Below are 24,481 nucleotides of genomic sequence, written 5' to 3'. Positions count from 1 at the left end.
TGTGCTGGATATGACGGTGGAGGAAGCCTGCAATTTCTTTGCCAACCAGCCCAAGATTGCCCGCAAACTGCAGACGCTGCAGGAAGTCGGCCTGGGCTATGTCCAGCTCGGCCAGTCGGCCACCACGCTTTCGGGCGGCGAGGCCCAGCGTGTCAAGCTCGCCAATGAGCTTGCCCGCCGCGACACGGGCCAGACCGTCTATATTCTGGATGAACCCACGACCGGCCTGCACATTGCCGATGTCCACCGCCTGGTCAAGGTACTCGATAAGCTTGTCGATGCGGGCAATACCGTCATCGTCATTGAGCACAATTTGGATGTGATCAAGCGGGCGGATTATATCATTGATCTGGGCCCCGAAGGCGGCAGCGGCGGCGGAACGGTGGTCGCCACCGGAACACCCGAACAGGTCGCCGAGAATCCCGCCTCCTTCACCGGTTTTTATCTGAAGCCGGCACTGGAACGCGCCTGGGCACTGCAGGGAACCGGTCCCGCACCCGTTCCCAAAGCTCCCAAAAAGACGGCGTCTTCCAAAAAGAAATCCACAAAATCCTGATCCGACAACACAACATGGCAAGGTCCGGGACGGTGCCGCGCAGGGCGGTGCCGTCCCGTCTGTTTTGCCCGCGGCAAGGGAAGGGCGTCCCCCATGGCTGGGGCATCCCGGTTTTTTCTGAGGGAAGATCTTGTACTTTTGATAAGTTTGCGGTATACTGTAACAGTATATTGCTTGGTTTCCTGCCAAGAGCGTTAGATGCAACAAACTACTGACGGGAGCTCACAACGTGAAAAAACTTACCTATACCCATAATGCGCAGGCGGCCGCCGTGATCGCCCGCGCGTATGACACGCCGCCGCTGGCCTATGTGCACAGCTACGGCTGTCAGCAGAATGTGAATGACGGGGAAAAAATTCGCGGAGTTCTGCTGGACATCGGCTTTGGACTGTGCGAAAACGTGGAGCAGGCGGATCTGATTCTGTTCAATACCTGTGCGGTCCGCGAGCATGCGGAGCAGCGGGTGTTCGGCAATGTCGGAGCCCTGAAAAAGCTCAAGGAAAAAAATCCGCGCCTCATGATCGGCGTCTGCGGATGTATGGCACAACAGCAGCATATCGTGGACAAACTCCGGGCAAGTTATCCCTATGTGGATCTGGTGTTCGGGGTGGACGGCATTGACCGTCTGCCCGAGATCCTGGCCCAGCGGCTTTCCCGCGGCAAGCGTTATCTGGAAAATCCCAGCGAGCGCAACGCTGTGGTCGAGGATCTGCCGATCCGCCGCGATTCGGGGTTCCGTGCCTGGCTTCCCATCATGTACGGCTGCGATAATTTCTGCACCTATTGCATTGTTCCGTATGTGCGGGGCCGTGAGCGCAGCCGCACGCCTTCCGATGTTCTGGCGGAGTTCCGGGACCTGATTGCCCGCGGCTACAAGGAAATCACCCTGCTGGGACAGAATGTGAACAGCTACGGCAAGGGCCTTGAGAATGAGGCAGGGGAGCCGGTGGATTTTGCCGATCTGCTGAACCTGCTCTGCACGGTGCCCGGGGATTATCAGATCCGCTTCATGACCAGTCATCCCAAGGATGCCAGCCGCAAGCTGATCGACACGATTGCGGCGCAGCCCCATCTGTGCAAGCACATTCATCTGCCGGTCCAGTCGGGCAGCAACCGCCTTCTGCGGGAGATGAACCGTCATTACACGGTGGAGCAGTATCTGGACCTGGTCCGGTATGCCAGGGAGAAAATTCCCGGTGTGACGTTCTCCAGCGACATCATTGTCGGCTTCCCCGGCGAGACGGAGGAGGATTTTTGCGCTACGCTGGACCTGATCGAGAAGGTACGGTATACCCAGCTTTTCACCTTCATCTATTCCAAACGGGAGGGAACCCGCGCTGCATCGATGCCGGACCCGACTACCCATGCCGAGAAGGCGGCCCGGATGGACCGGCTTCTCAAACTGCAGGATTCCATTGCATTCCCGATGATTGCCGGCCTCTGCGGGCAGACGGTCCGTGTCCTGGTCGAAGGAGCCGGCCGCAATCCGGGAACCCTCAACGGACGATTGGACAACAACCTTGTCGTGGAGTTCTCCGGTGATGAAACGCTGATCGGAAACTACGCGCAGGTTCGCCTGACCGGATCGCGTGCGGCACTGCTGCTCGGAGAAACGGTACAGAATGAAACAGACAAAAAGGAGTAACAACTATGGATTGCATCGATCTCTTCAAGAAAGCCGCCGCTGCCATGCAGACTGACCCCCGCTACCTGGAACTGGATGCGGCACGCCGTGAAAACGATATGGACCAGGAGCTGCAGGGACTCATCGGTGAGTTCAATCTCAAGCGGCTGGACCTCAACAACGAAGCCTCCAAGACGGACCCGGACAATGCCCGCATTGCCGACCTGAACCAGAAGGTCAATGACCTCTACAGCCAGATCATGGCCAGCGAAGGCATGGTCCGCTACAATGCCGCCAAGGCGGAGTGCGAATCCATGATCAACCACATTGATGCGATCATCAACACCGCGATGAACGGCGGCGACCCGATGACGGTCAAGGCCCCCGAAGGCAGCTGCACCGGCAGCTGCTCCACCTGTGGCGGCTGCCATTGAGGAACTCAGTAGGCCATAACGGAGCAGGAGTGTGAAATATGGCGGAAAAAACGGTCTCCCAGACGGCGCAGGAAATCGACCTGCAGTCCGTTTCGCCGATGATGCAGCAGTATCTGGAAATCAAAAAACAGCATCCCAATGAGATTCTGTTCTATCGCGTCGGGGACTTCTACGAGATGTTCTTTGACGATGCGCGTACAGCCTCCCGGGAACTGGAACTGACGCTGACCGGAAAGGCCTGCGGCCTGCCCGAGCGTGCACCGATGTGCGGCGTTCCGTTCCATGCGTATGAAGTCTATGCGTCGCGGCTGATCACAAAAGGCTACAAGGTGGCCATCTGTGAACAGATGGAGGACCCTGCCACGGCCAAGGGGCTGGTCAAGCGGGACATCATCCGGGTCATCACACCGGGAACGGTGATCGAGAGCAGCATGCTGGCGGATGACAAGAACAACTATATCTGCAGCATCTGTTCCAAGCGGACCCGCGGACACTGGAAAACCGGCATCTGCTTTGCCGACATCTCGACCGGGGAGGCCTACGCCACCGAACTCCATGCCGATAAGATGGGGCCTGCCGTCATCACCGAGCTCTGCCGCTATATGCCGAGCGAAATCCTCATCAATCCGGCCACGCTGGACCTGAAGGATGTCACCAGCTATATCAAGCAGCATACCAATGCCCTGGTGGAGCTGCGGGAGGATGCCTGTTACCGCCAGGCTACCATCGAATCGGCCCTGACCGAACAGTTCGGCGCCGACTGGAAGACCACCTGCGGTTTTGCCGAGGATGGTCTGGTTCCCTATGCGTTCGGTGCGCTGCTGGGGTATCTGCATGAGACCCAGAAACACGGCATTGACCGGATCAAGAGCGTGCAGAATTATGCGGATGCCCAGTATATGCGGCTGTCCCCGGTGACGCGCGCCAACCTCGAACTGACTGAGACCATGCGGGGACGTGAGAAAAAGGGAACCCTGCTCTGGGTGCTGGACCGGACCGAGACTTCGATGGGAAAGCGTCAGCTGCGTTCCTGGATTGAACAGCCTTTGGTCGAGAGTGACCGGATCAACCGCCGCCTGGATGCGGTGGAAGCGCTGTACAACGCCAACGTGGACCGTGCGGAACTCAAGGAGGCACTGTCCCATGTGTTTGATATCGAACGGCTGACCACCCGGATTCTCTACGGGTCGGCCACCCCGCGCGAGGTCAAGGCCCTCGGTGATACCTGTGCCTGCCTGCCCCGCGTCAAGGAACTGGCACATGACTGTGCAGCCCCGCTGCTGACCGAACTCTCCGATGACATTGACCCGCTGGCGGATATTCTCGACGTGATCAACCGCGCCATTGTGGAGGACCCGCCTTCGACGCTGAAAGAAGGCGGCGTCATCCGGGAAGGCTACAACGCCGAAGTGGACGAACTGCGGGACATCATGCACGGCGGAAAAGGCTTCCTCTCCCAGATGGAGGCCAAGCTCAAGCAGGAAACCGGAATTCCCAAACTCAAGATTGGATTCAACAAGGTTTTCGGCTATTACATTGAAGTCAGCCGCAGCTATGCGGGCAGCGTTCCCGACACCTTTATCCGCAAACAGACGCTGACCACCGGCGAGCGCTACATCACGCCCGAACTCAAGGATCTCGAAAACAAGATCCTGGGCGCCAACGAACGGCTGCTGGTGCTGGAGCATCAGCTGTTCTCCGACCTGCTCAAATCCATCTCGGACCAGCTGCTCCGCATCCAGCGCACGGCCTCGGCGGTCGCGCAGCTGGACGTGCTGACCGCCTTTGCCGAGACGGCCGTGCAGAACAACTACGTCAAACCGCAGGTGGACGACAGCGATGTGCTGGATATTGCGGAAGGCCGCCATCCGGTCATTGAGCAGATGCTCAAGGGCAGCCTGTTCGTGCCCAATGACACGACGCTCGATGAGGATGAAAACCGGATGCTCATCATCACCGGCCCCAATATGGCGGGCAAATCCACCTATATGCGTCAGAACGCCCTGATTGCCCTGATGGCTCAGATCGGCAGCTTTGTCCCGGCGGCCAAATGCCGCGTCGGTGTGGTGGATGCCATCTTCACACGGGTGGGGGCATCGGATGATCTGGCGGCCGGTCAGTCCACCTTCATGGTGGAGATGACCGAGGTGGCGGAGATCCTCCAGCATGCCACCCGCCACAGCCTGGTCATTCTGGACGAGATCGGCCGCGGCACCTCGACCTTTGACGGCATGAGCATTGCCCGGGCGGTGGTAGAATACATCTGCGACCATATCGGCTGCAAGACGCTGTTTGCCACCCATTACCATGAGCTGACCGGTATGGAACAGGACATTCACGGTGTCAAGAACTACAACATTGCCGTCAAGAAGCGCGGGGATGACATCACCTTCCTGCGTCGGATTGTCGCGGGCCCTGCGGATGACAGCTACGGCATTGAAGTGGCCAAACTGGCAGGACTGCCCGATGCCGTGACCAAGCGCGCCCATGCCGTGCTGCGCCAGCTCGAAGCCACCGCTCCCGGGGCCCACGCCTCGATGCAGCTGGATTTCGAGACCGTGGAGGCCTACAACAACCCCGCGGTTCCCAGCGAGGTGGTGGACAAGCTCAAGAGCGTCGATATCGAGACCCTCACGCCGCTCGAGGCGCTGAACTTTTTGTATGAACTCAAACAGACTCTCTGCTGAGAGCAGGATGGAAGAGGTACTTCATGGCTGAAATTCGTGTTCTGGACAAACATACGGCGGAACTGATCGCCGCAGGCGAGGTCGTGGAACGGCCCGCCTCGGTCGCCAAGGAACTGCTGGAAAATGCCATCGATGCCGGCGCCACGCAGATCACACTGTCGATTCTGCGCGGCGGAATCCAGCAGCTGCAGATTTCGGACAACGGTACCGGCATTGAGGCGGAATACATTGACAAGGCATTCATCCGCCATGCGACCAGCAAGATTGCCAACGCCGATGACCTCGGCCATATCCACACGCTGGGATTCCGCGGCGAGGCGCTGGCTTCCATTGCCAGCGTGGCGCGCGTGGAGGTCCTGACCCGGACCGAAGCGGATGAGTATGCCTGCCGGTACCGGATTGAGGGCGGCGAACCGCTCGGCATGGAACCGGGCGCTCGCCCGCAGGGAACCACCGTGACGGTGAACGACCTGTTTTACAACACGCCCGCCCGCATGAAGTTCCTGAAAAAGGATGTCAGCGAAGGAACCTATGTGGCGGAAATCGTCATGCACGAGGCATTGTCCCACCCGGAAATCTCCTTCCGGTTTGTGCGGGACGGCAAGCAGCAGTTCATGACGCCCGGCGATGGGGAACTCAGGAGTGCGGCATACGCGGTGCTTGGCCGGGACTTTGCCAAGGATCTGCTGCCGCTGGACGGACAGGCCGGTGTGTACCATGTGACCGGTCTGATCACGCCGCCACGGGCCTGCCGTGCCTCCCGCAATGCACAGCATTTTTACGTCAACAGCCGGTATGTCAAGAACCGGACCATGATGGCGGCACTGGAAAATGCCTACAAAGGCACCCTGATGCAGGGCAAATTCCCCGGTGCGATTCTCCGCATCGAGATGCCCGCCGATCTCGTCGATGTGAACGTCCATCCGGCCAAGACCGAAATCCGCTTCGCCCGGGAAAACGATGTCTTTGACGCGGTGTACCGGACAGTCCGGGCTGCCCTTGCAACGCCGGGCAGCGGGGAATGCCGCTTCCAGCTCGGTCATCTGGCCGAAGCACAGAACCAGCCCGCAAAACCGGAACCCGCTGCGGCCAAACCCCAGCCGGTGCGTCCGCCCGAACCGCAGAAGCATTTTACCACGCTTTCGGCCGCGGAGTATCGTGCCCTGAACACCCTGACCCAGCCGGTTCCGGCGCGCGAACTGCCCGGAACCTCCAAGACTGGCGAGCTGCGCTCCGAACGGGTGCCGTATCACACTGCCCCTGCAGTACCGTCTGCCGCGGCGCCGGCCGTTGCGCAGCCTGCACCGGCCCCGCGTCATGATCCCGGCCCGGTACTGCAGTCGTCCGATGAGGAACTGCTGGACATTCTGCCCGATGTGACGCCGCAGCAACCGGCGCCGAAGGCCGCAGAGCAAACGGACCCGGGGGCGGGACTGGCGGCACTTCCTAAAGAGGAATCCTGCCAGACCAGTTTCCTGCCGGCCGAGGAGGAACGCCCGTTGCGTGTGGTCGGCGAGGTGTTCAAGACTTACATCATCGCGGAGCGCGACGACGAACTTTGCCTGATCGACAAGCATGCAGCACATGAACGGATTCTCTATGAACAGCTCGCCGAACAGTACGGCAATGTTCCTTCCCAGATGCTGCTGGTGCCGGTTCAGGTCAATCTCTCCGCGGACGAAAAGCAGGCGGTTCTGCAGAATCTGGAACTGCTGCGCAGCGCCGGCGTGGAAGCCGAGGACTACGGCGGGTCCACCGTCATTGTCCGTTCGGTTCCGGCCGATGTGCCGGTCCACGATGTGGAGGATATGCTGCTGGAGCTGGCAGGCCGGCTGCTCAACGGTTCGCGGGATGCCATGCGGGAAAAGACCGAATGGGTGCTCCATTCCATCGCCTGCCGTGCGGCCATCAAGGCCGGAGACAACACCAACCGCGAGGAGATGCTGGCACTGGCGCAGAAGATTATGGCGGGAAGCATCCCGCCCTTCTGCCCGCACGGCCGTCCCTGCGTGCTGAAACTTACCCGGAAGGAGCTGGAAAAACAGTTTGGCCGTCTTGTCTGATTGCTGCTCCAAGCCCCGGGTCGTCGTGATTGGCGGGCCGACTGCTACGGGAAAAACCGCGCTGTCGGTCGCTCTGGCCCGGCGATACCATGGGGAAATCCTCAGCGCCGACTCGATGCAGATTTACCGCGGCCTCGATGTGGGCACCGCCAAGGTGACGCCCGACGAGATGCAGGGGATACCGCATCATCTGCTGGACATCCTGCCGCCGGACCAGCCGTTCAGCGTGGCGGATTATGTTGCCCTCGCCAGCCGGACCATCACGGAAATCACCGGGCGGGGCTGCCTGCCGTTTGTGGTGGGCGGAACGGGACTGTATATTTCCAGCCTGCTGGGCGGTCTTACCTTCACCGAAGAGAAAGCAGACCCTTCCATCCGGCAGGACCTGCAACGCCGTCTGCAGGCCGAGGGACCCGAAGCGCTGTATGAAGAGCTACGCCGGATTGACCCCGACTATGCTGCCGGGGTGCATCCGAACAATACCACGCGGGTCATCCGGGCGCTGGAACTGTACCGTGCGACGGGTCGCCGGATGAGCGAGGAACGCCGCAATGCCGTGCCGGTCGAAGCCCCGTACCGCAGCCTTTGCCTTTGCCTGACCTGCAGGGACCGGGCGCTGCTCTACCGAAGGATTGACCAGCGCTGCGACCGGATGATGGAACAGGGAATCCTGCAGGAAGCGGAGTACGTCTACCGTCATCGGGACACGTTCCGCACGGCGGCACAGGCCATCGGCTACAAGGAATTTTTCCCGTATTTTGAAGGGGCCGCCGACCTGAACGACTGCCTGGTACGCCTCAAACAGGCTTCCCGGAACTATGCCAAGCGTCAGCTGACCTGGTTCCGCCGTCAGACACCGGCCGTCTGGCTGTATCTGGAAGACGGAGATCTCGTCGGGCAGGCCGAGCCATATCTGACCGCCTTTTTGCAATCCTGAAACCAACAGAACAGGGGGGATACGATGGAAACCGGACACAAAGCCGTACCCTGGGTGCGGAAAATCTTTTTCGTTCTGATCACACTGCTCTTTCTTCTTGCGCTCGGGTATGTGGGCGTGCAGCTCTTTGCCATCGTACACCATACCTATAAAACCGAAACAGCCATTGCCTACACCATGTCGGACAGCATCACGCTCTCCGGCATGGCCGTTTTTGAAGCGGTGGATGTCCCGGGAAGCGGAAATCTGGGCTACATCGTCCAGGACGGAGAGCGCGTCAGCTCGGGGACCATCCTCGCGGAACAGTACACCGATGATTCCCAGGGCGTTCTGCGCGAGCAGCTGGACCGGCTGGACCGCACGATTTCACTGCTGACCAAAAGCCAGAATTCCACCGGCAGCGATCTTTCAGTACTGACCTCCCAGACGCGCTCGGCCCTGTATAATCTTCTCGATCAGATCAACACGGCCTCGTACAGCGGTATTGCCTCGGCGGAGGAGGACTTCCTGCTGGCGCAGAACCGCCTACAGATCAGCACCGGCCAGGTAGAAAATTTTGACTCGGTGCTGGCTTCGTTGCGCTCCGAACGGGAATCCATCTCCAGCCAGCTCAGCGGACTCCAGACCATCACCGCGTCCACCAACGGCTATTTCATCTCTTCGGCCGCTGCCTCGCCGATCACGATGGATGAGACAACGCTTGACGAAATGAGTCCCACCGATCTGCAGACCACGATCAATGTGGGCAATCCATCCACCTCGGACGGGCTGGCCGGACATATCATCACGGGATTCTCCTGGCGGTTCTATGCGGTGTGCACCCTGGAACAGGCACAGCGGCTTGACGGCATCACCAAGGTGAACATCAGCGTTCCGGGCAAGGAAAATGAGCCGCTGTCCGCAACGGTTCTTTCGGTAACGACCGATGAGGAGAGCGGGCTGGCCAAGGTTGTGATCGAATGCCGCAGCATCAACGCCGATGTGCTGCGGCTCGGAGTGGAGGATGCCCAGATTGACCTGACCACCTATCAGGGAATCCGCATTGACCGTTCGGCGCTGCACATTGTGGATGGCGCCAAGGGCGTCTATGTCAAGTACGGGGACCTGCAGCGGTTCCGCAAGATCACCATTCTCTATGAGGATGACAATTATATCCTCGTTCCCGACGACGGCAAGATCGGAACGGACAATGAAGTTCGTCTGTACGACGAAATTATTGTGGACGGAAGCAACCTGCAGGATGGCAAACTGCTGTAAGACGGTTTTGCCCGGACTTTCTGCGCTTTTGTATTGACAAGAACGCAAAAAAAGACGATAATAACTAGTGTGTATTTTGCGGAATTCTGTTCTTTGCCGGATACACTGTCCCCGCCCGAAGCGGGCTTTTATTAACAGTAACAAGCGAAGGAGTAACTGCCATGTCCATGTTTGACGGTTTGAAGAACGTCCTTGGAATCAACCAGGACCCGGAAGGGGATGCCTATGTGGATGATACGGAGGACGAAATTTTTGCTGGTGGTCAGGGCGGTACGGCTGCGTCTGAATCCTACGCCCAGCCCGAAGCTGCCAAGCAGCACAGCAACAAGGTAGTCAACATCAATGCAACGACCCAGCTTCAGGTTGTGCTCGTCAAACCGGAACGCTTTGACGATGCTGCGGCCATTGCCGATCAGCTCAACGCCAAGCGTACCGTCGTGCTGAATCTGGAATCCACCAACAAGGAAGTGTCCCGCCGCCTGATTGATTTCCTGTCGGGCGTCGCGTACGCCAACAACGGCCAGATCAAGCGCGTTGCCACCAGTACATTTATCATTACCCCCTACAACGTCGATATCATGGGCGACCTGATCGACGAGCTGGAGAACAATGGCGTCTTCTTCTGATTCCGCACCGCGCCGAGGATTCGTTCTGCCTCAGGATGAGCAGGAACGGTTTCTGATGCACCGTGTGGAGGAACTGTGCCGTCTGGCCGAACAGCGCGGCATTGCACGCCATACCGGATTCCTGTCGGACCGGGAACAGACGCTGGCACAGGCGGCACTTCACCGTGCCGGCTGTGACTTCGGCACTTTCCGCGGGGGATGGCCCGGTGCGGAGCGCAAGGTGCTCTGCCTGGAACCGCCGGATACCTGGGCCGAGGAACCGATTGTCTGCCTGCGCCTTTCGGTCCCCCGTACCTGGACCGAAAAACTTCCCGGTCACCGGGATTATCTCGGCTCCATTCTCGGTCTCGGCCTGGAGCGTACCTGTCTGGGCGATCTTTTGCCGGATCCGGAAAACCCGCGGGATACCTATGCGTTCGTCCTGTCGGATAAAAAGGAATTTATTGTGCAGAATCTGTACCAGGCGGGAAACTGCCCGGTCAGTGTGCAGGAGTGCGACGCACCGTCGCCTGCGGCACTGCGGGGCCCGGAACGCGAGCGCAGGGAAGCCACGGTGCCCTCCCTGCGTGCCGACACGGTTCTGGCGGCGCTGATGCACACTTCCCGCACCCTCGCTGCCGAGGCGATCCGGAGCGGGAGGGTGGAGATCAACCATCTTCCGCTGCGTGCGGCGCACGAGGAAGTGTTTGAGGGGGATCTCTTTACCGTCCGGGGGTCCGGACGATACCGGCTCGAGGCAGTTGGTGGCAAAAGCAAGAAAGATCGTATTTTCATTACCTTTTACCAATACTGATGACGAACCGGTGAATACCATTCCGGGCTTCGGCCCGAAACAGGAGGAATACGGATGATTGCTTCGGAGGATGTGCGTCGCGTGACGTTTGACCGCGCAATGCGTGGGTATCGCTGCGAAGACGTGGATGATTATCTCAAACAGGTGGCGGACAGCATGGATGCCATGACGGCCGCCAATGACGATCTGCAGAACAAGCTGGTGATTCTTGCCCAGCGAATTGATCAGTATCGCGCCGATGAGGACACCCTGAGCACGACGATGATCAATGCACAGCGTCTGGGCGAGAACGTGATCCGCGAAGCCAAGCAGAAAGCTGCCGAAATCATCCGTGCCGCCAACATGAAGGCGGAAGACCGGGAACAGCGCGCACGCGATGAGGTTGAGCTGGCCCAGCAGGAAGTGGTAACCCTTAAAAAGGAAGCGGACGCCTTCAAAAAGAAACTGATGGAGCTGTACCGCGACCATATTGAATTGATTGCCAAGCTGCCGGAGTACCCGGAAAAGCAGGAAAAGGCCGACAAGGCGGAGCCTGTGCAGCCTGAGCCTGCCCCGGCCGAGCCTGTGCAGCCCGCACCGGAGCCGGTTCAGCCGGAACCGGCCGTGCAGCCTGCGCCGGTGGAAGAAGCGCCGGCTGCGGAACCCGCGCCGGCCGAGGACGACGGCTATTTTGAGGAGCCGGACCTGCCCGAGGACGCCGAGCCGGAAACCGTTGAGGAAGAGGAAGTGCCGGAAGAAAATCCCGGTACGGAAAAGGCGGATACTGTGGAATTTGCCTTTGCCCCCAAACCGACGCCCAAGGTCATGCGCAATGACCCCGAGCCTGCGGCGGACAGCCGCTTCCAGCCCGGTGCCGGCCTGTACGGCGATGCCCCGGCCCAGCCGGAAAAGAAACCCGCATCCCGTCGCAGCAGTTCTTCCCGCAGCGGAACGAAGAGCACCCGCAAGAAGAGTGCACCCAAGCCGACAACGGATTTTGATTCGTTCAACGACCTGGATTATGATGTCTGATGATACAGCCAGGCGCATTTTGCCGCGCCCTGTATACGCATAAATGAATTTGCGAAATAGAGGAGAGTTGGAGATCTTGGCGCAAAACTACAATGATACCATCCATAAGATGGCCACACCGTTTGAGATGCGTGCAGGCCTGCCCAAAAAGGAGCCCAAGATGCTCGAAGACTGGGAGAAAAACCATGTCTACGAGAAGATGATTGAGCAGAATCAGGGCTATCCGAAGTTCATCCTGCATGACGGCCCGCCGTATGCCAACGGCAGCATCCATATGGGCACCGCCCTCAACAAGATTATCAAGGATATCATCATCCGCGAGAAGAACATGACCGGTCACTGTGCACCGTATGTTCCCGGCTATGATACCCATGGCCTGCCCATCGAACTGAAAGCGCTGGGCTCTCTGGGCGAGCAGAAGGCGAATGTTTCCAAGCTGGAACTGCGCCGCATCTGCAAGGAATTCGCCACCGAGCACATCGACGTGATGAACAGCCAGTTCAAGCGTCTGGGTGTCCAGGGCGATTTCCAGAACCCCTACCTCACGCTGCGCCCCGAATTTGAAGCCCGCCAGGTCGAAATCTTCGGCGAGATGGCCAAGAAAGGCTATATCTACAAGGGCATGAAGGCCGTCTACTGGTGCCCCGAGGACCGCACGGCCCTCGCGGAGGCAGAGATCGAGTACGCCGAGGATGCCTGCGATTCCATCTATGTCCGCTTCAAGCTGACCGAGGACCCCAACGGCGTTCTGGCCAAGTACGGAATTCCTCTGGACAAGGCCTGGATCGTGATCTGGACGACCACCACCTGGACACTGCCCGCCAACGTTGCAACCTGCCTGAACCCCGGCATTGAGTACGCCTTTGTCAAGATCGGGGACGAGTATCATATCATGGCGGCTGCCCTCGTGGAGCCCACCATGAAGGCCTGCCATATCGAGGAGTACGAAGTGCTCGAGCCCCGCGTGCTCGGCGCTGAGTTTGAGATGATGCAGTATCAGCATCCCTTCCTCGATCGCAAGGGTCTTGTGATCCTGGGCGACCATGTCACGCTGGAAGGCGGCACGGGCTGTGTCCATACCGCTCCCGGACATGGTGTCGAGGACTTTGAGGTCTGCGTCAACCATTATCCGCAGCTGCCCATCGTTGTCCCCGTGGATGACGGCGGCTACCTCACCGAGGAAGCCGGCAGTGAGTTTGCCGGCCTGAAGGTCTGGGATGCCAACAAGGTGATCCTTGAGCACATCCGCCAGACCGGTCACCTGATGGGCGTGCAGCACATCACCCACCAGTACCCGCATTGCTGGCGCTGCCATCACCCCATCATCTTCCGCGCGACGGAACAGTGGTTCTGCTCCATCGACAAGTTCCGCGAAGATGTCTACAAGGCCATCGACAACGTCAAATGGCAGCCGGCCTGGGGCCATGACCGGATGCACAGCATGGTACATGACCGCAGCGACTGGTGCATCAGCCGTCAGCGCGTCTGGGGCGTTCCGATCCCCGTCTTCTACTGCAAGAAGTGCGGCAAGTATCATATCACCGATACCTCCATCAAGGCGGTCAGCGATCTGTTCCGCAAGGAAGGCTCCGATGCCTGGTATCGCTACGATGCCAACGAGATTCTGCCCAAGACCGAAGTCTGCGAATGCGGTGCTTCCGACTGGGAAAAGGATCCCGACATCATGGACGTCTGGTTTGACTCCGGCTCGACCTGGAGCGCTGTCTGCCGTGAGCGTCCCGAACTGAACTGGCCCGCCGATCTCTACATGGAAGGCGCCGACCAGTTCCGCGGCTGGTTCCAGTCCAGCCTGCTGACCAGCGTTGCCACCCAGGGCGTTGCACCTTACAAGGGCATCCTCTGCCATGGCTGGGTCGTCGATGAGCAGGGCAAGCAGATGCACAAGTCTGCCGGCAACGGCGTGGAGCCCTCCGAGATCATCCGCGACTACGGTGCCGACATTGTCCGTCTTTGGGTTGCTTCCAGCGACTACACCGTTGACGTGCGCGCCGGCAAGAACATCTTCCGCCAGCTCTCCGAGGCTTACCGGAAGATGCGCAACACGGCCCGCTTCATGCTCGGCAACATCGGCGATTTCGATCCCAACACCAATCTGGTGCCGGACGACCAGCTCTTTGAGATTGATCGCTGGGCACTCAAGGCCTGCAACCGTCTGACGGCCACGGTGCGTGCGGCGTACGATGAGTACGATTTCTCCCGTGCCTACCACGCCATCTACAACTTCTGCGTGGTGGATATGTCCAACTTCTACATGGACGTGATCAAGGATCGCCTGTACTGCGCGGACGACCATGCCCGCCGCTGCGCGCAGACCGCGCTGTACCGGATTCTGGTGGACTTCACCAAGCTGATTGCCCCGATCCTCTGCTTCACCAGCCAGGAAATCTGGAGCTATATCCCCAAACTGCCCGGCATGCGGGAGTATGTCGTATGGGAGCAGCTGCCTGAGGCCAAGCCGGAGTCCGACACGGAGTTCGACGCCAAGTGGGCCCGCATCATTGCCGTGCGTGATGATGTCAAGAAGGTGCTCGAGCAGGCCCGTGCCGACAAGGTGATCGGTTCTTCTCTGGAGGCCGCTGTCACGCTGTACTGCAGCGATGACCTCTACGACTTCCTGAACACCATCCCCATGGACGAACTGGCCGATCTGATGATCGTCTCCCATGTGGATCTGGTCAAGGCGGAAGGCGGTGCCAAGGGCACGGTCGAAGGCCTTGGCGTTACTGCTGCCCATGCAGCCGGCAACAAGTGCCTGCGCTGCTGGAAGTTTGATACGGCGGTGGGCGAGAACGGTCTGTGCCCGCGCTGCGCCAAAGTTCTGGGCTGATTCGTACTGATTTGAAGGAACAGCGGTGCTTTTGCGCTTGAATAAAGCCTTGCACCGCTGTTTTTTGTACCGTGGAGGAAGAAAATGCTCTTGGGTATTGTTTCGGTCCTGGCGGCCGCCGCTCTCATGGCCGTTGACCAGCTTCTCAAGGCCTGGGCCACGGCGGTGCTGATGCCTGTCGGGTCGATGCCCCTGATCCCTCATGTCGTGGAACTGTACTACCTGCTCAACGACGGAATGTCCTTTTCGATGCTCAGCGGCCGGCGGACGCTGCTGGTTGCAGTCACCGGATGTATGCTCGTCGTTCTGGCGGTGGTTCTCTTCGCCCGCAAGATGACGGCTCTTGAACGCCTCTCCTGGATTCTGGTCCTGGGGGGCGGTCTGGGCAACCTGATTGACCGTGTCAAAACCGGCGTTGTCGTCGATTACCTCAATCTGCTGTTTATCCGGTTTCCGGTTTTCAATTTCGCCGACATCTGCATCACCGTCGGCGTTGTTCTGCTGATCCTCAGCATTCTGCTGGATTTCCTGCGGGACAGAAAACACGGAACCGACAGCTCCGGGCAGTCCTGATATGGAGCACAGAGAATTCATCGTCCCGGCCGAGGCTGCCAATCAGCGGCTGGACCGGTGGCTTGCCGAAACCTGCGGGGATTTGTCCCGCAGCCAGATTCAGTCTCTCATCGAAGCCGGCAGCATCACCTGCGAGGGCCGCAGCGTCAACAAGAAGGACAAACTGCGCCCCGGCAGTGTGCTGGAACTCGAGCTGCCCGACCCGCAGCCCATCGAGGCACAGCCGCAGAATATCCCCATCGAAGTCGTGTACGAGGACGACAGTCTCCTGGTCGTCAACAAACCCAAGGGGATGGTCGTCCATCCGGCACCGGGCAATCCCGACGGCACGCTGGTCAATGCGCTGCTGTATCATTGCGCGGGGCGGCTTTCCGGCATCGGCGGCGCAATCCGCCCCGGCATCGTGCACCGCATCGACAAGGACACCAGCGGGCTGCTGGTGGTCGCCAAGACGGATGCTGCGCACCAGGCTTTGTGTGAGCAGATGAGTGTACATTCCATCCACCGCGTCTACCATGCGGTGGTTTACGGCAACCTCAAAGAAGATTCGGGTTATGTGGAGGCCCCCATCGGCCGTGATCCGCATGACCGCAAAAAGATGGCCGTCGTCCAGACAAACTCCAAATATGCCTATACCGGATGGCGTGTTCTGGAGCGGTTCGGAAAATTCACCTATATCGCCTGCGAATTGAAAACCGGCCGGACCCATCAGATCCGCGTCCATATGGCGTCGATCGGGCATCCGCTGGCCGGCGACCCGGTGTACGGTCCGCGGAACTGTATCAGGAGCCTGAACGGACAATGTCTCCACGCCAAGGAGCTGGGATTCCAACATCCCGCAACCGGGCAGTGGATGCAGTTCGACAGCGAGCTCCCGCCCTGGTTCCGTGACTTTCTCAACCGGCTCAGAAAGGAAAACTCACATGGAACGTCTGAGTGATTATCTCGTTTTCTGTGATATGGACAATACGCTGCTCACGGCAAAGGAGGGCATTCCTTCCTGCAATCGGGCTGTGATCAAGCTTTTCATTTCCTTGGGCGGTCAGTTTACGGTGGCCTCGGGGCGTCCGCCGGAGTCCATCCGCGCGGCACTGGGAGATATCCGCCTTTCACTGCCGGCCATCTCCTGCAACGGCGCCCTGCTGTATGATTTCCAGACCAACCGTGTGCTGCGCCATACCACCCTGGACCGTGCGCAGGCCAGTGCGGCCATCACCGAGATCATGCAGAAATTCCCGCATATTGGGGTGGAGGTCATGGCCGGGGCAGGGGAGATGTATGTGATCCGTGCCAACCCCTATACCCATGCCCATCAGGTGGACGAGCATCTGGGCAGCGTGGCCTGCCCGATGGAGTACCTGCCGGATGGCTGGCTCAAAGTCGTCTTTGCGGCGGACCCCGAGACCATCCGCAAGGTCGGCCAGTACGCCAAGACCCGCTACTATGGACGGGACAACTATTTCCTTGCCACCAACCAGATCTATCTGGAAATCATGCCGACCGGTGCGAGCAAGGCGTCCGCCATGGAGGAGCTTTGCCTGCTCCAGGGTGCAAAGCTGCGCAATACCATCGTGATCGGGGATTACTACAATGATCTGGAGATCATGAAAAAAGCCGGATACTCCGTCTCGGTTGCCAACGCTCCTTCCGAGGTGCGTGCCGCAGCCGATGAGGTGACCAACTGCGGCTGCACCGAAGGTGCCGTGGGCGAATACCTCTACAAGCTGATTGACCGGGTGACAAGCGTATGAGACATCGTGCAAAGGAACGGGAAGTCCTGCGGGTGAGTGATCTGCTCAACCGGGACAGTGTCATGCTCCGCGCAGAGACCGGGACGGTCCAGGAAACACTGGATCTTCTGGTGGACCTGCAGGAAAGCAACGGCATCATCACGAATGGCACAGCCTACCATCGGGCAGTCTGTGAACGGGAATTCGCCGGGGGCAGTACGGCCATCGGTGACGGTCTGGCACTGCCGCATGCCTGTACGGCTGGCGTGGCGGCGCCCGGAATTGCCGCCCTGACATTGCGCTATGCGCTGGATTGGGGCGCGGCGGATGGACAGCCTGTCGATGTGATTTTTATGATTGCGGTTCCGCCCGAACAGCAGAGTGAGCATCTGCTGATTATGGCAAGGCTTGTCAACCTGCTCTGCGATCCGATTCTGGTGCGTGACCTGCGCCGTGCGGTTTCCCGGGAAGATTTCATTCTGCGCCTTTCCCGGGCAGAGGCGGAACGCTTTGCCTGATGCTCCATAGATCCTGACATAAGAAACCCTCCCCGGCCGATTGCTGTGCCGGGGAGGGTTTTTGTATCGGAAATCCAGCCCAAAAGATGGAAATTTGAACACTCTGTAAAATCTGTGCGATTTTTTGGACAAGTGTCTTGCCATGAAATGGGAAAGATGCTACAATAATCCGGAAAGTTGCACAATAAGTTTTTCACAATGTACCAGAAAATGGCAAATTCAATCAAACCGAGGGATTTCTATGAAGATTACCACGATCACCCTGCAACCCAATCAGGCGACGCTGACCTGCTATGTGCAGGACCTGAGCGCCAAAATGCCCAATACCGATATCCGTCCCGCCGCTCTGATCTTCCCGGGCGGCGGCTATCAATACTGTTCTGACCGCGAAGCCGAACCCATTGCCCTGGCCTATATGGCCGAGGGTTACAATGCCTTTGTGCTGCGCTATACGGTCGGGCCCGACTGCCCGCTCGAAAAGGCGCTGCAGGACGCCCAGGCCGCATTGCAGTATCTGCGTGACCATGCCCAGGAATTCCGGATTGATCCGCAGAAAATTGTCGCCATCGGATTCTCCGCCGGCGGACATCTGGCTGCCGCCATGGGAACACAGAGCCCCATGCCGCTGCGCCCCAATGCGCTGGTGCTGGGCTATGCGGTCACACTGGGGTCCATGTGGGCCCCGATGGGTAAGCAGTCCCCCGACCTGGGGACGCTGGTGGACGCCCAGACCCCGCCGACCTTCCTCTTCACCAATCAGGGAGACAGCGTGGTCCCCGTCAAGAACAGCCTGCTCTTTGCCGATGCGCTGGCCGATGAGGGAATCCCGTTTGCCCTTCATGTGTTCCCGACCGGAGATCACGGCATGTCGCTGGCCAAGCCCTGCACGTCGAGCGGTGAACTGAGCCAGCTGAATCCCACGTTTGCCCAGTGGCTCCCGATGAGCGTGAGCTTTTTGCAGGATATCTGGGGAAGCCTGGGCGTCGTGGAGCCCGATCCCTCGCTGGTCAACCAGATGCGCAGCTGGCCGCTGAGCCTGGATGCGCCGCTCAAAAAACTGATCCGGAATCCCAAGGCCAAGGAAATCCTGAAAAAATCTCTGGGCGAGAAGCTGTGGAAGCAGCTGGAAGCCAACCCGATGTACTATGGCATCTCGCTGCGGAAGGTGGCAGGATTTGCCCCCGATTCGCAGGAAGAATGGCTGGCCCGGATCGATGCTGAACTTGCAAAAATTGAGGAGTGATCAGATGCTCTTTCTTGAATATCCCAAATGCTCCACCTGCCGTAAGGCGCGCAAATGGCTGGACGAACACGGCGTGTCCTATCTGGACCGCCCGATCCATGAGGAGAAACCCACGGTGGAGGAACTGCGCGCCTGGTGGAAACAGAGCGGCCTGCCGCTGCGCCGGTTCTTCAATACCAGCGGTCAACTTTACCGGTCCCTCGGTCTGAAAGAAAAGCTGGAGGGAATGTCGGAGGAGGAACAGCTTCAGCTTCTCGCGTCCGACGGCATGCTGGTCAAACGTCCGCTCGTGATCGGGGAGGACTTTGTCCTGGTGGGCTTCAAGCCGGAGGAATGGCAGAACGTCCTCGGCTGATTGCCTGATTCTGCAATACCCGCATTGTGTTCCGGCCTTTGCCGGTGCAATGCGGGTATTTGTGTTGCGGAACTCATTGGCCGCCGAAGGAATCATCCCCCCAGAAGGCCGCCAGTTCCTTTTCCAGAACCGGCAGACCGGAAGGAAGCCGCAGCCCTGACCAATGCGGCGGCATCAGCCGGCGGTAATCCGGTGCCGCAAACCGGTCATCCAGCAGCAGCACAATGCCGCGGTCACTGGGGGTTCGGATGACCCGTCCGGCCGCCTGCAGGACCTTGTTCATCCCGGGGTAGCGGTAGGCATAATCAAAGCCGGACCCTCTGGTCTGCTCAAAATAGTCCCGGAGCTGTTCCTGGCGCGGTCCGACCTGGGGCAATCCCGGCCCGATCACAGCCACGCCGATCAGACGGTCGCCGGTCAGATCGACCCCTTCGCCGAAAACGCCGCCCAGGACGGCAAACCCCAGCAAGGAGGATTCCGGACCGGAAGCAAACCGTGCGAGGAATTCCGTCTTTCCCGCCTCGTCCATCGAGGTTTCCTGACGGAGAACGGCAATCTCCGGATACGCGGTGCAGAATGTCTCATATACCCGTTCCAGATACGCATAGCTCGGGAAAAATGCCAGATAGTTGCCGGTATGGCTGCGCACCATGGCGGCCAGACAGTCCGCGACGGGGCCGATGCTGGCATCCCGGTCGCGATACCGCGTGCTGATCTGACGCAGGCACCAGAGCCCCAGATTCTCCTGGGGGAAGGGACTGCGCAGAGCAACCGCTCTGGCTTCGGGAATGCCGCACAGATCCCGGTAGTAGGCGGCCGGGGCCAGCGTTGCACTGAACAGGACCGCCGCGCGTCCCAGTGAAAAATCCTTGGCCAGAAACGCGCTGGGGTCCAGGCAGAGCTGATTGGCCGTGACCTCGCTGCCATGGGCCGAAACCTGCAGGACAAAGTGCTCATCGAAAGTGTCGGCAACCCGCAGCCAGCTCCGCACATCAAAGAACAGCTGCAGCAGCACGGCATGGGTCTCATCGGCTTCCCGGTGGTCGTCCAGCCAGACACTCAGCTGCTCACTCAGCCGCAGCAGAGATTTGTCAAATTCCTCATCCCGATGACTCTCAAAAAAGGTGTTGGAATAGCGGGAAGAGCGCTCGGCTTGGGTCTCTTCGATCCGGTGCTTCCAGCCAAGAAACTGCTTGTTGACCTGCTCGATTGCGGTTTTCAGACGGCTCCGGCCTTTTCCCAGCATTTTTTTGGCACTGACAAACGTCGATTTGTACAGCGCCGCGCTGTGCATTTCCCGGGCACGGGACGGCAGATTGTGTGCCTCGTCAATGAGAAACAGATAGTCTCCCCGGCTGTCAAAGAACCTGGCCAGATGGACCACCGGGTCGAACAGATAATTGTAGTCTCCGATGATCACATCGCACCACAGGCTGACATCCAAGCCCAGTTCAAACGGGCAGACGGTGTGTTTTTCCGCCAGTTCCCGCAGACTTTCGGCATTCAGACATTTGCGGTCCAGCGCCTCCCAGAGTGCTTCCTTGATACGGGAGAAATAGCCGTTGGCATAGGGACAGGCATCGGGGGTGCACTCCGTCCTGTCGCGCAGGCAGATTTTCTCCTTCGCGGTCAGCGTCACGCTGCGCAGACACAGAGAAGGGGCGCCGGAACGGATCTGTTCCAGCGCCTGTTCGGCGGCGGTACGGGCGGTGTTGCGCGCCGTCAGATAAAAGACAGGTCCTTCCACGCCGCTGCCCACGGCCTTGAGGGCGGGGAAAAGAACACTCATCGTCTTGCCGATCCCAGTGGGCGCCTGGCAGAGCAGCTGCCCGCCGTCGCGGCAGACCTTGTATACCTCGGAGGCCATGGCGCGCTGCCCGGGACGGTATTCCGCAAAGGGAAACGCGAGGGCCTGCAGCCCTTCCCGGCAGCAGCGGTGCCAGTCGGCGGCCCGCCTGGCCCAGGGGGCATACCGGGAGAGCAGATCTTCCAGATATGCCTGCAGCTCCTCCGCCGTGTAGTCCCGCTGAAAAACGACCAGCACTTCCTCGTCCACCTGGAAATACCGCAGCTCGACCCGGACGCAGACAAGCTGTTCCTCCACGGCGCGGATGGCAGCATACACAATGCCCTGCGCCCAGTGCTCCGGCGCGTGGTCCTCGGTAATCTCGGCGGAAGGCAGGGCCGTGGTCTTGATTTCGTCAATCGTAACCACACCGTCTGCGGCGGTATAAATGCCGTCTGCCCGCCCTTCCAGTGTGTAGTCCACGTCCGCGCAGCGGAAACTGTGCCGCAGAAAGACCTCGGCCGCATAATCGGGATGCTCCTTCACGGCAGCACGCTGCAGCCGGCGATGGATGCGCGCCCCCTCGTTGGCACGGTCAAAGCCGGTAAAACGGCTGTCAATACTGCCGGAACGCAGCAGAAATTCCACCAGCCGCCGGATCGGCAGCGTAAGCGAGATCGGTTCCTCCGGCTTTTCCGTCGGCATGGTTTTCCTTCACCTTCTTGTTTCGGATTCATTTTTTGCGGAACTGTTCCTCCAGCGCCTCCCGGATGGCGTTTACCGCCGTAAAGTCGGTGGCCTGGATATAATATTTTTCCAGCTCATCATGGAGTTGCAGTGCCCGGCTCTGTGCGGTACAGGTCTTGCGGATCAGATCCGAAGCGAGCCGCTTCTGGCTGCGCAGTACGGGCTGATCGGGCTTCAGCGCCTGCAGATCCATAAAACGGCTGGCATGGATTGTGCGCTGGCCGCTGAAATTCATTGGATGCCAGGAGCAGGACGTCACAAACCCGAGGCCCAGGGCCGGGATGAACAGGTGATCCAGCTTGCCGCTCTGGTCGGTGGGACAATGGCAGAGAATCGCATCGTAGCCGTTCGCCTTGGCATAGAGTGCCAGCCGTTCCAGCATCCGCGCAGAAACCGCGCCGTAGGAGTCCTGAATCACATACAGGGCTTTGGTCGCCAGCTTTGTGACGGTGCTGTACCAGACCGAGACCGCGCCCGGCGTGGGAGCGCTGAGAAGCCGGTGACGCTGCTCTCCGTTTTTCACCCCGCGCTGCCGCGGCATGGTCCGGGCGGCAAGCCGCATGGTGAAGCGGTCTACCTTTTCGGTATCCATGACCTGGCCGGCCATGCTGCGCCGCCGGGACAGCAGCGCACACGCAAGTGCGTAGTGTGCTGCCGCGTGCTGCAGATAGAAGGCGTTCTGCCGGCCGAGATCCAGAATCTTTTCCCGGTTCGCGTACAGAAAGTCGTTGTCCAGTGCATCATAGAGGGAAACGACCCGTTCCGCGGCTCCCGGAAACTTGCAGTCCAGCGTGTGCGGTGCCGTGGCATCCACGACCCAGGCCCCGACACGGGGCAGATATACGCCGTCGAGACTTTTGGGGTCGCTCGAACAGTGGATGCGTTCGCCGGCCCGGACGCCCTCAGCAGCGGCCCGGTGTTCAAACAGAGTCCGCATCAGGGTGGATTTGCCGCAGCCGGGCCCGGCTTTGATCAGATAGGCGGTGGCACCGCGCTCACTGACTGTCTCGGCAAACCAGCCGGTGAAGCCGGAAGGGGAGATTGCGCCCAGAAAAAAATCCAAAACAGCTTCGTTGTTCATAACATGCCCTCGCTTTCCATTACTGAAGTCTGAACCATGCTATGCGGCACAAACAAAAACGGGCACACCGTCTCAGGTTTCGTAGGTGTGATCGCATACCTCCAGGATCTTTTCACGCAGTGCCACAAAATCCCCGAAGGCGGAGGGCTTGCTGCGGGGATTGCGCAGCAGGGCAGCCGGATGCAGCGTCGCCATGAACAGTGTCTGCTGCTTCTGGAAGAATTTTCCGTGATCCTTGGTGACCGAAAAGTCATGCGAAATCAGCTGCTGGGCGGCAATACGGCCCAGACAAACCACAATCTTGGGACGGATCAGCGAAAACTGTGTCCGCAGCCAGGGCAGACACGCGGCGGATTCCTCCGGCGCGGGGTCCCGGTTCTGCGGCGGTCGGCATTTGACAATGTTGGCAATAAAGATGTTTTTATTACGGTCCAGGTCCACCGCTTCGAGATAATGATCCAAAAGCTGGCCGCTGCGCCCTACAAACGGCTGCCCGAGTTCGTCCTCGTGCTCGCCGGGACCTTCCCCGACGAACATGACCTCGGCGGTCTCCACGCCCTGTCCAAAGACGACATGACGGCGGGTCTCGCACAGCCCGCAGCGACGGCAGGCCAGACATTCACGTTTCAATGTTTCAAAATCCATGTTCGGTACCTCGTATACAAGTGGATGGATTCCGTCCATACTAAGGAAAAGGAAAGGGGCGAACAGCCTTGCATGCACAGCAAATTCTTGCACGTCTGCTCTGCTTTGCGGTCGGATATGTCTTCGGAAGCTTCCTGACCGCGGAAGTGGTCTGTCACGCCGTGGCGGGCAAAAGCGCCCGGGAGATCGGCTCCGGCAATCCCGGCATGGCAAATGTACTCCAGCATGTCGGCAAGGGGGCCGGTCTGATTGTGCTGGCCGGGGATCTGCTCAAGACGGCGGCCGCATGCGGCGTGGGGTACTGGGCAGCCGGGCCGGTGCTGGGCAGTGCCGCGGTGCTCTATGCGGGGTTCGGCGCCATTCTGGGCCATAATTACCCGTTCTGGGCAAGAACACGGGGCGGCAAGGGCGTGGCCGTGACCTGCGGATGGCTGATTCTGTATATGCCTCTGGCCGGAACACTCTGCTGCCTGGCGGGCGGGGCGCTGGTTCTGTGGCTTGGCTTCCTGCCGCTCGGCGCGGTGGTCATCCCGCTGGCAGCCATCCTGCCGGCCTGGCTGCTCCACGGTCCGGAGGGCGCTGTCATCATGTCGGCTGCCGCGGGAATCATGCTGATCCGGCACAGACACGGATTGCAGCGAATCCGGAAGGGAACCGAACCGCGTTTTTTCCGCCATCCGTCCTGACTTTGTATTATCATAGCATGCGCCATGGCGGAATGCAAAGGCTATTGTGCAACACCTTGTGCCGGAAAATTCGAATCAGCGAAGAAAAATCCGTCGTCAAAAGAAAACATCAAAAAAATTCAAAAAAAATGAAAAAAACGCTTGACAGTTTGGGAATCTTAGGCTATAATCATACACGTTGCAGCCGCTGAGGCACACAAAACCGAAGCGAAGCGACAGGGCCTGGCCCGGTAGTTCAGTTGGTTAGAACGCTAGCCTGTCACGCTAGAGGTCGTCAGTTC

At 59.4% G+C, this 24,481-nt stretch carries 21 protein-coding genes; 18 read left to right on the top strand and 3 right to left on the bottom strand.

Going from position 1 to position 24,481, the window contains the following annotated elements; translation table 11 throughout:
* From U0L91_RS06910 to U0L91_RS06830, 17 genes are all read left to right on the top strand, one after another.
* Positions 1 to 556 (top strand): ATP-binding cassette domain-containing protein (locus U0L91_RS06910; protein ID WP_330045522.1); only part of this gene is annotated, 556 nt, incomplete at its 5' end.
* A gap of 229 nt (positions 557 to 785) precedes the next feature.
* Complete coding sequence (miaB, locus tag U0L91_RS06905) at positions 786 to 2,201, top strand: tRNA (N6-isopentenyl adenosine(37)-C2)-methylthiotransferase MiaB (RefSeq protein ID WP_330045520.1); 1,416 nt, start codon at positions 786 to 788, stop codon at positions 2,199 to 2,201.
* Between the two features lie 5 nt (positions 2,202 to 2,206).
* Positions 2,207 to 2,614, top strand: coding sequence for a YlbF/YmcA family competence regulator (locus U0L91_RS06900; protein WP_330045518.1), 408 nt, complete (start codon positions 2,207 to 2,209; stop codon positions 2,612 to 2,614).
* An 80-nt stretch (positions 2,615 to 2,694) separates the two neighbouring features.
* Positions 2,695 to 5,301, top strand: a complete 2,607-nt coding sequence (mutS, locus tag U0L91_RS06895; RefSeq protein ID WP_481804521.1) for a DNA mismatch repair protein MutS — start codon at positions 2,695 to 2,697, stop codon at positions 5,299 to 5,301.
* Positions 5,302 to 5,324: 23 nt separating this feature from the next.
* The gene (gene mutL / locus U0L91_RS06890; RefSeq protein WP_330045514.1) at positions 5,325 to 7,364 is read left to right on the top strand and encodes a DNA mismatch repair endonuclease MutL; all 2,040 of its coding nucleotides are present in this window, start codon (positions 5,325 to 5,327) and stop codon (positions 7,362 to 7,364) included.
* Positions 7,348 to 8,301 carry a tRNA (adenosine(37)-N6)-dimethylallyltransferase MiaA gene (gene miaA, locus U0L91_RS06885; RefSeq protein ID WP_330045512.1) on the top strand — a complete coding sequence of 318 codons (954 nt, stop codon included), beginning with the start codon at positions 7,348 to 7,350 and terminating at the stop codon, positions 8,299 to 8,301. The genes mutL and miaA overlap by 17 nt, the downstream gene beginning before the upstream one ends.
* Before the next feature lie 24 nt (positions 8,302 to 8,325).
* Positions 8,326 to 9,558: a biotin/lipoyl attachment domain-containing protein gene (locus U0L91_RS06880; protein WP_330045510.1), complete on the top strand. Its 1,233-nt coding sequence runs from the start codon at positions 8,326 to 8,328 to the stop codon at positions 9,556 to 9,558.
* 161 nt (positions 9,559 to 9,719) lie between these two features.
* Positions 9,720 to 10,184, top strand: a complete 465-nt coding sequence (locus U0L91_RS06875) for a cell division protein SepF (RefSeq protein ID WP_330045509.1) — start codon at positions 9,720 to 9,722, stop codon at positions 10,182 to 10,184.
* Positions 10,168 to 10,977 (top strand): YlmH/Sll1252 family protein, encoded by an 810-nt coding sequence (locus U0L91_RS06870; RefSeq protein WP_330045508.1) that lies wholly within the window; start codon positions 10,168 to 10,170, stop codon positions 10,975 to 10,977. The genes U0L91_RS06875 and U0L91_RS06870 overlap by 17 nt, the downstream gene beginning before the upstream one ends.
* Before the next feature lie 54 nt (positions 10,978 to 11,031).
* Positions 11,032 to 11,988, top strand: a complete 957-nt coding sequence (locus U0L91_RS06865; RefSeq protein WP_330045505.1) for a DivIVA domain-containing protein — start codon at positions 11,032 to 11,034, stop codon at positions 11,986 to 11,988.
* Positions 11,989 to 12,064: 76 nt separating this feature from the next.
* Positions 12,065 to 14,836 carry an isoleucine--tRNA ligase gene (ileS, locus tag U0L91_RS06860; RefSeq protein WP_330045504.1) on the top strand — a complete coding sequence of 924 codons (2,772 nt, stop codon included), beginning with the start codon at positions 12,065 to 12,067 and terminating at the stop codon, positions 14,834 to 14,836.
* Between the two features lie 84 nt (positions 14,837 to 14,920).
* Positions 14,921 to 15,409: a signal peptidase II gene (lspA, locus tag U0L91_RS06855; protein ID WP_330045502.1), complete on the top strand. Its 489-nt coding sequence runs from the start codon at positions 14,921 to 14,923 to the stop codon at positions 15,407 to 15,409.
* A gap of 1 nt (position 15,410) precedes the next feature.
* The gene (locus tag U0L91_RS06850) at positions 15,411 to 16,349 is read left to right on the top strand and encodes an RluA family pseudouridine synthase (RefSeq protein ID WP_330045500.1); all 939 of its coding nucleotides are present in this window, start codon (positions 15,411 to 15,413) and stop codon (positions 16,347 to 16,349) included.
* Entirely contained in the window at positions 16,333 to 17,160 is an 828-nt protein-coding gene (locus U0L91_RS06845; RefSeq protein ID WP_330045499.1) for an HAD family hydrolase, read from the top strand. Before U0L91_RS06850 ends, U0L91_RS06845 begins: the two co-directional genes overlap by 17 nt.
* Positions 17,157 to 17,657 carry a PTS sugar transporter subunit IIA gene (locus U0L91_RS06840; RefSeq protein ID WP_330045497.1) on the top strand — a complete coding sequence of 167 codons (501 nt, stop codon included), beginning with the start codon at positions 17,157 to 17,159 and terminating at the stop codon, positions 17,655 to 17,657. The genes U0L91_RS06845 and U0L91_RS06840 overlap by 4 nt, the downstream gene beginning before the upstream one ends.
* A gap of 241 nt (positions 17,658 to 17,898) precedes the next feature.
* Entirely contained in the window at positions 17,899 to 18,900 is a 1,002-nt protein-coding gene (locus tag U0L91_RS06835) for an alpha/beta hydrolase (protein ID WP_330045495.1), read from the top strand.
* Positions 18,901 to 18,904: 4 nt separating this feature from the next.
* The gene (locus tag U0L91_RS06830) at positions 18,905 to 19,255 is read left to right on the top strand and encodes an arsenate reductase family protein (protein WP_330045493.1); all 351 of its coding nucleotides are present in this window, start codon (positions 18,905 to 18,907) and stop codon (positions 19,253 to 19,255) included.
* 73 nt (positions 19,256 to 19,328) lie between these two features.
* On the opposite strand, the gene U0L91_RS06825 is transcribed toward U0L91_RS06830, so the two are convergent.
* The 3 genes from U0L91_RS06825 to U0L91_RS06815 form a co-directional block, all read right to left on the bottom strand.
* Positions 19,329 to 21,746: an ATP-dependent DNA helicase gene (locus tag U0L91_RS06825; protein ID WP_330045491.1), complete on the bottom strand. Its 2,418-nt coding sequence runs from the start codon at positions 21,744 to 21,746 to the stop codon at positions 19,329 to 19,331.
* Between the two features lie 28 nt (positions 21,747 to 21,774).
* The gene (locus U0L91_RS06820) at positions 21,775 to 22,869 is read right to left on the bottom strand and encodes a hypothetical protein (protein ID WP_330045489.1); all 1,095 of its coding nucleotides are present in this window, start codon (positions 22,867 to 22,869) and stop codon (positions 21,775 to 21,777) included.
* Positions 22,870 to 22,941: 72 nt separating this feature from the next.
* Complete coding sequence (locus U0L91_RS06815; RefSeq protein ID WP_330045487.1) at positions 22,942 to 23,514, bottom strand: uracil-DNA glycosylase; 573 nt, start codon at positions 23,512 to 23,514, stop codon at positions 22,942 to 22,944.
* A 68-nt stretch (positions 23,515 to 23,582) separates the two neighbouring features.
* On the opposite strand from U0L91_RS06815, the gene U0L91_RS06810 reads away from it, so the two are divergent.
* Positions 23,583 to 24,200 carry a glycerol-3-phosphate acyltransferase gene (locus U0L91_RS06810; protein ID WP_330045485.1) on the top strand — a complete coding sequence of 206 codons (618 nt, stop codon included), beginning with the start codon at positions 23,583 to 23,585 and terminating at the stop codon, positions 24,198 to 24,200.
* Positions 24,201 to 24,481 lie beyond the last annotated feature (281 nt).

The sequence above is a fragment of the Gemmiger sp. genome (assembly GCF_036306485.1).
In the GTDB taxonomy this organism is placed as follows: Bacteria; Bacillota; Clostridia; order Oscillospirales; family Ruminococcaceae; genus Gemmiger.
This window is presented reverse-complemented; position numbering and strand designations above follow the sequence as displayed.